Annotated in this window: 9 protein-coding genes and 1 pseudogene; 7 read left to right on the top strand and 3 right to left on the bottom strand. The window is 69.6% G+C overall.

Annotated elements, in window-relative coordinates:
• A pseudogene (locus J1C73_RS30505) lies at positions 1 to 310 on the top strand (hypothetical protein); the annotation flags it as partial.
• Between the two features lie 106 nt (positions 311 to 416).
• On the opposite strand, the gene J1C73_RS30500 reads toward J1C73_RS30505, so the two are convergent.
• Positions 417 to 1,628 (bottom strand): low temperature requirement protein A, encoded by a 1,212-nt coding sequence (locus J1C73_RS30500; protein WP_207319201.1) that lies wholly within the window; start codon positions 1,626 to 1,628, stop codon positions 417 to 419.
• A gap of 281 nt (positions 1,629 to 1,909) precedes the next feature.
• On the opposite strand from J1C73_RS30500, the gene J1C73_RS30495 reads away from it, so the two are divergent.
• Positions 1,910 to 2,767, top strand: a complete 858-nt coding sequence (locus J1C73_RS30495) for a hypothetical protein (RefSeq protein ID WP_207319200.1) — start codon at positions 1,910 to 1,912, stop codon at positions 2,765 to 2,767.
• Positions 2,768 to 2,914: 147 nt separating this feature from the next.
• Here J1C73_RS30495 and J1C73_RS30490 read toward each other — a convergent pair whose 3' ends face one another.
• Positions 2,915 to 3,052 carry a hypothetical protein gene (locus tag J1C73_RS30490; protein WP_207319199.1) on the bottom strand — a complete coding sequence of 46 codons (138 nt, stop codon included), beginning with the start codon at positions 3,050 to 3,052 and terminating at the stop codon, positions 2,915 to 2,917.
• Positions 3,053 to 3,094: 42 nt separating this feature from the next.
• Here J1C73_RS30490 and J1C73_RS30485 point away from each other — a divergent pair, with 42 nt between their 5' ends.
• From J1C73_RS30485 to J1C73_RS30465, 5 genes are all read left to right on the top strand, one after another.
• On the top strand, positions 3,095 to 3,358 hold the full coding sequence (locus J1C73_RS30485) for a hypothetical protein (protein WP_123460637.1): 264 nt from the start codon (positions 3,095 to 3,097) through the stop codon (positions 3,356 to 3,358).
• A complete protein-coding gene (locus tag J1C73_RS30480) occupies positions 3,355 to 5,154 on the top strand; it encodes an alpha/beta hydrolase (protein ID WP_207319198.1) in 1,800 nt (599 codons plus the stop codon). Before J1C73_RS30485 ends, J1C73_RS30480 begins: the two co-directional genes overlap by 4 nt.
• Positions 5,151 to 5,711 carry a hypothetical protein gene (locus J1C73_RS30475; RefSeq protein WP_372446758.1) on the top strand — a complete coding sequence of 187 codons (561 nt, stop codon included), beginning with the start codon at positions 5,151 to 5,153 and terminating at the stop codon, positions 5,709 to 5,711. The genes J1C73_RS30480 and J1C73_RS30475 overlap by 4 nt, the downstream gene beginning before the upstream one ends.
• Positions 5,712 to 5,807: 96 nt before the next feature.
• Positions 5,808 to 6,800, top strand: coding sequence for a C40 family peptidase (locus tag J1C73_RS30470; RefSeq protein WP_164494367.1), 993 nt, complete (start codon positions 5,808 to 5,810; stop codon positions 6,798 to 6,800).
• Between the two features lie 269 nt (positions 6,801 to 7,069).
• On the top strand, positions 7,070 to 7,804 hold the full coding sequence (locus J1C73_RS30465; protein WP_207319196.1) for a phosphatase PAP2 family protein: 735 nt from the start codon (positions 7,070 to 7,072) through the stop codon (positions 7,802 to 7,804).
• Between the two features lie 265 nt (positions 7,805 to 8,069).
• Here the strand turns inward: J1C73_RS30465 and J1C73_RS30460 are convergent.
• On the bottom strand, positions 8,070 to 9,511 hold a 1,442-nt coding region (locus J1C73_RS30460; protein ID WP_207319195.1), incomplete at its 5' end, for an FAD-binding oxidoreductase.

Raw genomic sequence — 9,511 nt, 5'->3', positions numbered from 1 at the left:
CCCCGCCCCCCGGTCCGTGCTCACCGCCTACGACGCCTGGGAGGACGGGCATCCCGACCGCGGTCCGCAGGCCGCGGGTTTCGCCGCCGCCTTCCGCGCGGAACACGGGCACGGCCCCTCCTACAGCCAGCTGTGCAAGGGTCTGGGCTGGAAGCTGTCGCGGTCGCTGCGCGGCTTCGTCGTGCACCGGATCGTCGCCGAGGACTGGCTGACCGACACCTCACCGGTGCCGTGGACCCTGCGCCCGGGGAAGGTCGCCCAGGCCCACGGCATCGCCCTGCCGGGGCAGACGGCCCGCAGCACCCGCTGACTTCGCGGACTTCGCGGACTTCGCTGCGAGCTTGTCCCGTGACCGGGTGGGGGCAGGCCGGCCAGGCCGGTTCTGAGCATCGGTCCGTAGCGGGCGACGGCGTCGATCAGGGCGATGTGCGCGGCGCCTGGGCGGTTCCCGCCTTCGTGGTGCCGCGTGCGGAGAGGCTCAGCTTCGCGGCGATGAGGAGCGCGGCGAGGATGCCCGTGACGAGGACGGGCGAGGGCGTGAACGTTGCGGCGAGAATGGCGGCGACCGCGACCGGATGCACGATGTCGGCGGTGTCGAGCCGCACCGGGGTGGGGTGGTGCAGCAGCCACACGAGGGCGATGAAGACCGCGACCGGAACGGTGTAGGCCGCTGCCGCCGCGTGGTCGGAGAGGTGGCCGTGGCCCGTGGCGTGGGACACGTTGAGCGCGAGGCCGGCGCCGACGGCGGCCGCGGACGCGAAGACGAAGTAGTGCCCGTAGCCCCAGAGGAGAGCGACGCGGAGGGTGGTGAGCCGCTGGGGCGCGTTCTGCGCGAAGTACAGCCACCACAGGGCGAAGACGGTCAGGATGCCCCCGACGACGAGCGCGGCGAGGTCGCCGAGAGCCGCGTGGGTATCGAGGGAGGCGTGTACGGCACCGGTGGCGGCCGTGATCGACTCGCCGAGCACGATCAGCGTGAACAGGCCGTACCGCTCCGCGATGTGGTGCGGGTGCCAGGTGGTGACGGCCGCCCGCTCGGCCCAGACGGGGACGGCGATCTCGGCGACCACGAGGACCGCGAACGTCGCGAGTCCGCTTCCTTCGGGCAGGGCGAGGCGTACGACCCAGCCGACCTGCACCACGAGGATCCCCACGGCGTAGCGCAGGCAGCTGCGGCGCCGTTCGGGATCGGCGCGGGCGGCGCGCAGCCACTGGGCGACCATGGCGAGCCGCATGATGACGTAGCCCCAGGTGATGACCGTGAAGTCCTCGCGCTGGACCGCCTCGGTCGCGCCGGCGGCCAGGACGAGTGCGCCGGTGATCTGTACGAGGGTGAGCAGCCGGTAGGGCACGTCGTCGGTGTCGTACGCGGAGGCGAACCAGGTGAAGTTCATCCAGGCCCACCAGATCGCGAAGAACACCATCGCGTAGCCGAGCACCCCGTGGCCGATGCGCCCCTCGGCGAGCTCGTGCTCGAATGCCGTCGCCGCTTGGGCCACGGCGGTGACGAAGCAGAGGTCGAAGAAGAGTTCCAGCATGGTCGCGGTGCGGTGCTGCTCGTCGGCGAGGCGGGCGACCATCGGCCGGTGCCACGCGGACTCGTCGCGGGCGGGCTGTGAATGGCTCATGTGTCCGCATTCTTCCTGCCGGGCGGGCCGGGGCGCGGTCGATCGTGTGCCCATCGCGGGTGTGGTGCGGTGTGGGGGACCGTTCCCGGGGTGGTTCGAGGCGTTTCGCAGTGGTCCGGAGGAGTTCGTGGGCGGCGGCGGCGGCGGCTTGCGGCGGTCGGACGGCGGTGAAATCCGCTGGAAGGTGGCGGGCGGGCCTGCCGGACTCCGCCGTATGACTTATGGGACTCGCGGGACTCGCGGGACTCGCGGGACTCGCGGGATCGAGAACCCCCCGCCCGTTGAGCGCCCCGGAAGAGCGCGGTGCGCTCACTCCCCGGCCCTCGCTGTACTCCTACGCCCTGCGCCTCCACCGCGCGGAGCCCGAAGGCCGTTTCCCCGGGAAGGGATACGAGCTTCCCGATCCCTCTGAGCCGAAGCGTCAGGGCAGCCGTAGCTGGGCGAAGACCCGGGCGGCGCTGACCGATCTGCTCGGCCCTCTCCTCCTGGCCCCCGACCCGGTTCGGGCCGCCGAGCGGCTGCAGCGTCAACTCTCCGTACTCACCCAGGCCGTCCGGCCCGGCCATATCCAGCGCGTCGTCGGCGAGTTGGTGCTGGAGGACCAGGCCAGGGCACGTGCCCTCGCGCGGTGCCTCACGCGTGCGGGATCGACTTCCGAGGCCGTGTGCGTCGGCCTCTCTCTCCTCGCCCGGCTCGGTGAGCCGGAGGACGTGCCGTATCTCAGGATCCTCGGGCAGCTGCGCGTTCTCGTCGGCCCCGCCGTGCGTGCCCTCGACGCGATCGACCGGCCGGCCGGGGCTCTGGTGTGGCTCGGCCATCACGCGATGCCGCCGTCCGGGGGTGGCTGCTCGCGGTGCCCCGGGAGCCGGGGACCGTGGCGCCCGAGACGGCGCGCAGGATCGCGGAAGCCGTCCGGGCCACCGATCTCCTTGTGGCCGATGGGCCGGTGGACACCGGGCTGGCGGCTCCGAATCCGGGACGGGGACCGTACGGCGCTGTCCCTGCTGTACGCCGGGGAGGACGGCTCTTCGCGGCACTACCTGTGGCACATCCCTGAGGACGGCACTGCGCCGGAGGAGCGTGCGGCGGCCGCACTGCACCGGCTCGCCACGGTGGACCCGAGGACGTACGGCTCGTAGGGCGCGGTGCCCCGGTCCACCGTTCGGGTGATCCGTGGGTGATGGCCCCCCGTTGGGGGGCCCGGGGAACAGGGGGACTGCCCGCTCCCTGCCTCCGGGCCTGCGGCGTGTCGCGGTTGCCCGGTTTGGCACAGTGCCGCTCCACGATCAAGGAGCGGGGTGAGCGGTGTGGCCGTAGTGGGGCAGCCCGGAGGGCGGCAGAGGCTGAGCGATCTGGCTGGTGGAGCCGGCGGAGTTGGTGGGGCTGGTGGGTCTGGTGGTGCCGGCGGGGATCAGCTTCGGCACAGCGACGGGGTGTGGGTGCGTGCTGCCGGCGGCGCGGAGGGGATGGCCGCACACCTCGGGCCGGTGAGGACGGAGCTGGCGGTCGCGCATGAGGGCCTGCTCGCCGGTACGGCGGGGCTGAGCGCGCTGGCTGAGCTGGGGACCGTACGGGAGTCGTGGGAACGGCGCTTCGAGTCCGCGCGCCGGGAGTGCGGGTCCCTGGCCGGAAACCTGCGGACCGTCGCACGGGCCCAGGGCGAGACGAACGAGACCGTGAAGTCGTCCTTCGCACCGGTGGCGAGGCGCACGCGAGGGGTCGAGCGTTGACGCCGCAGGCCTCCCCGCTGACCTGGGGCCAGTTACGGGACCTGAAGTGCGCCGAGCTGGAGGGCGCGGCCGATGGATGGGGAAAGGCGAGCAACCGCGCCGACGCCGGACGGGACCGGATCGAGAAGCAACTGCTGAACGGCTTGCGCGAGACCCAGCAGGGCGCGGCGGCGGACGCGGCGGTGGGCAGGCTGCAGCAGCTGGGATGGAACCTTCAGTACGTGTACACGGAGTGCGGCCTGGTCCGCACGGCACTGAACAGCCTCGCCCACGAGATGAGAGCCCAGCAACGTGTCCTGCGGGACGCGTTGGACGATGCGGAGGCGCTGAGGTTCACCGTGCACGCGGACGGCTCGGTGACCTACCCGGAGGCCGGGGAGGGCCTGATCGACGGGAAGCCGTTGGCGGGCGGCACGGCGTCGGTGGGGGCGGCGCCGGGACTGCTGCCGCCGTCGGGGCTGGTGGCCCCGAACCCGAACGCGGCCAAGGCGCAGGACATCGCGGACCGGGTGACGAAGGCCGTGCGGACGGCGGCCGAGATCGACTGGCGGTTCGCCGGAATCCTGCGAAAGCTGAAGGCCGAGGAGGGGCTGAAGGTCCCGGACCGGACGTGGACGGACGCGGCGGGGGACGCCGCAGCGGTACGGGACGCGGCGCGCGGCTACCTGAAGGCCGGCATCCCGCTCGATGCGACTCCGGCGGCGCGCCGGGCGTGGTGGGCAGGCCTGACGGACGAACAGCGCGAGGAGTACCTCGCGGTCTACCCGGACCAGATCGGCAACCTGGACGGCATCCCCGCCCTGGTCCGCGACACGGCGAACCGCGACAACCTCCAACTGCTGATCGGCAAACTGGAGGGACGGGGCGATGCGGGGGCGGAGACGCAGTTGGCGGGGCTGCGGGAGATCGACCGGCAGTTGCGAGCGGATGGGCAGCCGCCGATGTACTTGCTCGGCATCGGGGACGAGGGGAACGGACGCGCGATTGTTTCGTTCGGGAATCCGGATACGGCGCGCAATGTTTCGGCTTATGTGCCGGGGCTGAACACGTCGTTGGATGAGGATTTTGCGCGAAATGACCTCAAGCGTGCTCGGGATACCGCCAAGGGGGCGAATAAGTACGACCATTCCAGTGCGGCGATTGTTTGGCTTGGCTACGATGCGCCGCAAACTCCGGATGGATTTGGCAGCCTTGACGTGATGAGGGATGAACGGGCCGTGACAGGTGGGGGCGCCTTTAATCAATTTATGGGTGGCATTTCGGCCACGAATGAGAATGAGGATCTACACATGACGGCAATTGGGCATTCGTACGGCTCGCGTACTGTAGGGGCTGCCACGCAGCAAGGGGGCGGAATTCCAGGGGTTGACGACATCGTTCTGGTCGGAAGTCCCGGAGTTGGCGTAGATCGAGCTGAGGACCTCGGGGTGGGCAAGGATCACGTTTTCGTCGGTGCGGCAGAGAACGATATCGTGACCAAGCTTCCGTCCAAGCGGCAGAGTGCTGTCGGCGCCGCGGGTTGGGCAGCGGCAGGGCCGGCCGGTGCTTATCTCCTGGGTGAGATCGCTGACCAAGGGGATGACGATCTCTGGTTTGGCAAGGACCCGGCGAGTAAGGCATTCGGCGCCAGGCGTTTTCCGGTGGATGAGGGGCCTCGGCTTGTTGGCGGCAATGGGGTTTCCATTGATGCGCACTCGCAGTATTTCGACCCTCAGCGAGACGCTATGTCGGCAGACAGTATCGCTTTGATCACCGTTGGGCGGGCCGACAAGGTCAAGATGGAGGCCTCTCGATGAGATGCCGCAGGTTGGGGTTGTTTGGTGTGCTGGTGCTATGTCTATCTCTGTCGGGTTGCCGAGATAATCATGGTTTGTCTGGTGGGGATGGGCACGCAAAAATGGATATGCAAGCTGCGGCAGATCGTGCGGACAGGATCCTCGATGCTGTTTTGGAAGAAGTTAAACCGGGAGTGCAATGGGCGCATGGCCCTACGAGCGCTGGGAGTTGTGACGTATCGCGTATGCGCGTTGTTATGACAATTGTGTCCGATGGTCGTCGCGGCAGTTTTCTAGGCGTGGTGGATCGCTTCTGGCGAAAGAACGGGTACAGGATCAAGGCGGTGAACAGGGATCCGGATCTCCCTGCGATCTACGCTCAGACGAGCGATGGATTCGGTGTCACTCTGAGTGTTGGAGGGGGCGGCCAAGCCTTCTTCGAAGTGGACAGCCCCTGCGTGGAAGAGTCCGAAGTGGTCGAGTCGACAACGCCGCCCAACGGCCCGTCCTACGAGGGCGTCTACCCGCTGCCCCGCCCCAACGTCCACTCCGACTTCTGGTCCGCCGGAGCACCCTGATGACCCATCAGTGACCCTAATGACTCGCACACACCGTCGAAACCACCCATGAACCCGTCCCCGATGGGGGATGGTTGAGGGGTGCGGAAATTCTGGATGGTTGGTGGGATCGGCGTCGGGGCCGCCATGTGCTTCGTGGCGTTGCTCGTCGTCGGTACGTACTCCGCCGCCGCCGGCCTCGGGGGCGGTGGCGGCGGGGCCGTTGGGCTGGCCAAGGGGGCCGTGCCGGCCAAGTACCAGCCGCTTGTGGAGAAGTGGGGCAACCTCTGTCCCGCCATCAACCCCGCCCTCCTGGCCGCCCAGCTCTACCAGGAGAGCGGCTGGAACCCGGATGCCACGAGTCCGGCCGCTGCGCAGGGCATTGCACAGTTCATCCCCGGGACCTGGGCCGGGCACGGGATCGACGGGGACAACGACGGCGACCGTGACGTCTGGGATCCCGCTGACGCGATTCCGTCCGCCGCGTCGTACGACTGCGAACTGGCCGGGTACGTAAAGAAGGTGCCGGGGGACGCGACCGACAACATGCTGGCCGCCTACAACGCCGGCGCGTACCGGGTGATCAAGTCGGGCGGGGTCCCGCGCATCGCGGAGACGGAGAACTACGTCAAGATCATCCGCTCCCTGGAGAAGAGCTTCGCCAAGCCCGTGGGCCGGGTGCAGCCCTCGCAGCAGGCCGCGGGCGCCATCTACTTCGCGCAGAAGAAGCTCGGTACGAAGTACTTGTGGGGCGGCAACGGCACGCCGGAGCAGGGTGGGCGGTTCGACTGTTCGGGGCTGACGCAGGCCGCGTACCGGACGGTGGACATCGAGCTGCCGCGGGTGGCGAACGACCAGTACAACGCAGGGCCGCACCCCTCGCGCGACGAGCTGCTCCCCGGTGACCTGGTGTTCTTCTCCGACGACCTGGCCAACTCGCGGGCCATTCACCACGTCGGCCTGTACGTTGGCGGCGGGTACATGATCAACGCTCCGTACACCGGTGCCGTCATCCGGTTCGACAAGATCGACTCGCCCGACTACTTCGGTGCGACACGCGTCACCAAGGACGGTGCCGCCGCTCTTCCGACCACGCAGCCGGCGGCCTGACCGATGGGCGGCGGTGGCCGGAACTCTCTGTGAAGCCTGGGCCCTGAGCTGCGACGATGAGTCACTCTTCGATAACGTCATGGTGATCATTCGGTGGAGAGTGGAACGTACGCGTGGAACGCGTCGTTCTCTGGTTGGACCGGGGCCGCAGCCACTGACCGAGCGTCGTCCCACGTACGTGATCGAAGCGAACACGGGGGTTCGTCAGAGCGGTGCACATGGGCGTGTGCCGCAGTACCAACAGCAGACAAGGCAAGGGGCCGCGGCAGATGGCTGGACTCGCACTGGATGGGTCGAACCCCGACGTCAGCCTGCTCTACGACATCAACGGGCTCGCCAAGTCCGCTCCCACCTGGTTCGACCGGGTCATGGAGTTCATCGGCGAGTACGGGATCATGCTCGGCATGGTCCTGGTGGTCCTGTGGTGCTGGTGGAGCGTCCGCCGGCGCGGCACACTCGAGGATTCGGTGACGGCTGTCTCCGGAATCGTCTGGGCGCCGCTCGCTGCGGGGATCGCACTGCTCATCAACATCCCGATCCGCGGATTCGTTGAACGGCCGCGTCCGTTCAAGGATCACCAGGGGCTGGACGTCCTGGTCGACGGGAAGAACGACTTCTCCTTCGTGAGCGACCACGCCACGATGGCGATGGCTCTCGGCGTCGGACTCTTCGTGGCGAACCGCAAGTTCGGCATCGCGGCGATCGGGCTCGCAGTGCTGGAGGGTTTCTGCCGGATCTACATGGGCGTTCACTACCCGACCGATGTCATCGGCGGTTTCGCCCTCGGTACGGCTGCCGCGCTGCTTCTCGCGCCGCTCGCGATGATGCTGCTGACGCCCCTGGTGGGTGCCGTCTCGCGGTCTCCCCGGGTGGGCCGGCTCGTACGGTCGCGCCGGCCGCTGTCGGTGGCAGGGGCCGGGAGCCGGGGCGAGGCGCTCGGGATTCCCGAGCCGCGGCCCGGATCGGGCGGCGGCGGGGATGGCGAGAAAGGGCTCGCGGCGTAAGAGAGCGCAGATGCCTGACGATGCAGATGCCTGACGGCGCAGACGCCTGACGACGCAGGTGCTTGACGGCGCAGACGCCTGACGATGCAGGTGCTTGACGGTGCAGGTGCCTGAGGGTGCAGGTGCGTGAGGGTCCTTGGACGCAGAGGCGTTTCGCGGCCGCCGCTCCCTCCGGCGCCGGTCACCGCGAGAGCGGTCTCCGGCCCGGTGGAGGCGGCGGCCGTTCGCTTTCGTAGCCCAGCGCCCAGCGCCCAGCGCTACGCGCTCAGAGCGACTGCGGGAACGTGAAGAAGCCGTCCGGGTCGTACTGCTTCTTCACATCGCCGAGACGGGCGGCCGCCGTGCCGTAGTACGCGTCCCGCCAGTCGGTCAGCGTCGGGTCCGCGTAGTTCTGGTACGCCGCTCCGGATGCGTAACGGCGCAGCGCGGAATAGGTGTCTTTCAGCCAGTTCTTTTGTGTGCTGCCCGAGGTGCCGGAGCGCCAGGCGCCGATGTACTGGGCGAGCATCCGCGAGCGCCGGTGGACGAACGCCGTGGCCTGCGGGTCGACGCGGTTGATGGCCCCGCCCAGCGCGGTGAGCGCGATCGAACCCCCGCCGCCCTGGTCCGCGTCGAGCCGGGTGAAGGCCTGCGTCCGGTCGAGGAGGGCCTGGACGCCGGCCGGGGGCAGCGAGTGGTCGTAGAAGTCGGATGCGGCCGCGTACGTCTCGCGCTGGAGCGTGCCCTGCGAGGTGCGGCCGGGCGTGGTGCCCGGCAGGTGGCACTGGGCATCGGTGATGCCGGAGCAGCCCGCGTACACGAGCATCGCCTCCTGGTAGCTGCGGCGGCGCAGCGAGACCGAGGAGGCCGGGGCGCCTATCCGGTCGGCGAGGCGGTCGACGGCGTTCTGCAGATCGCCGTACGTGCCGAGGCTGAAGGCCGCGACCGACACGGTCGGGTTGCCGCCGCCGGGGCCCGCCGCGAGGTGGGCGGAGGACCAGATCTCGTCCGGCTGGTCCGGGCCCCACTCCTGCCAGGCCGTGATGACGGACCGGGCGCGCGACCACGGCCAGGACATGTACGCGGTGACGGTCTGCGGGGCGGGACGGGTGCGGAAGCGGAGTTCGGTGACGACGCCGAAGTTGCCGTTGCCCGCGCCGCGCAGCGCCCAGAAGAGGTCCGAGTGGTGTTTGGCGTCGGCGGTGAGGGTCTTGCCGTCGGCGGTGACGATCGTCGCGGCGGTGAGGCTGTCGCAGGTCAGGCCGTACGCGCGGGCTGCGACGCCGTGACCGCCGCCGAGGGTGAGGCCGGAGATGGCGACCGTGGGGCAGGAGCCGCCGGGGATGGTCACGCCGTGCGCGGCGAGGCCCTGGTAGACGTCGAGGAGCCGGGCCCCGGCGCCGATCGTGCCATTCCGGCCGACGCGGGAGAGTGACGAGACGTCAACGACGAGCCTGCCGTTGCCGCTCGACCAGCCGGCGTAGGAGTGGCCGCCGCTGCGGATGGCGACGGGCGTGGAGCTGCGCCGTGCGAAGGCCAGGCACTCGCGGATGTCGGCCTCGTGCCTGACGTAGGCGACCGCGGCCGGTTTCTGGCCGTCGTAGCGGGTGTTGTAGAGCTGACGGGCCGTCCGGTAGGCCGCGTCGTCGGGGCGTACGAGGGATCCGTCGAGGCTCCTGGCCAGCGCGGACCAGTCCGCAGGGCCGGAGGGTGCGGTCGTCGACGGGG

The sequence above is a fragment of the Streptomyces laculatispora genome, assembly GCF_017353455.1.
Classification (GTDB): Bacteria; Actinomycetota; Actinomycetes; order Streptomycetales; family Streptomycetaceae; genus Streptomyces; species Streptomyces laculatispora.
This window is presented reverse-complemented; position numbering and strand designations above follow the sequence as displayed.

Excerpts from the sequence above, each read along its gene's own strand:
- J1C73_RS30500 (WP_207319201.1), bottom strand. The coding sequence starts at position 1,628 with ATGAGCCATTCACAGCCCGCCCGCGACGAGTCCGCGTGGCACCGGCCG.
- J1C73_RS30485 (WP_123460637.1), top strand. The coding sequence starts at position 3,095 with ATGGCCGCACACCTCGGGCCGGTGAGGACGGAGCTGGCGGTCGCGCAT.
- J1C73_RS30475 (WP_372446758.1), top strand. The coding sequence starts at position 5,151 with ATGAGATGCCGCAGGTTGGGGTTGTTTGGTGTGCTGGTGCTATGTCTA.
- J1C73_RS30470 (WP_164494367.1), top strand. The coding sequence starts at position 5,808 with ATGGTTGGTGGGATCGGCGTCGGGGCCGCCATGTGCTTCGTGGCGTTG.
- J1C73_RS30465 (WP_207319196.1), top strand. The coding sequence starts at position 7,070 with ATGGCTGGACTCGCACTGGATGGGTCGAACCCCGACGTCAGCCTGCTC.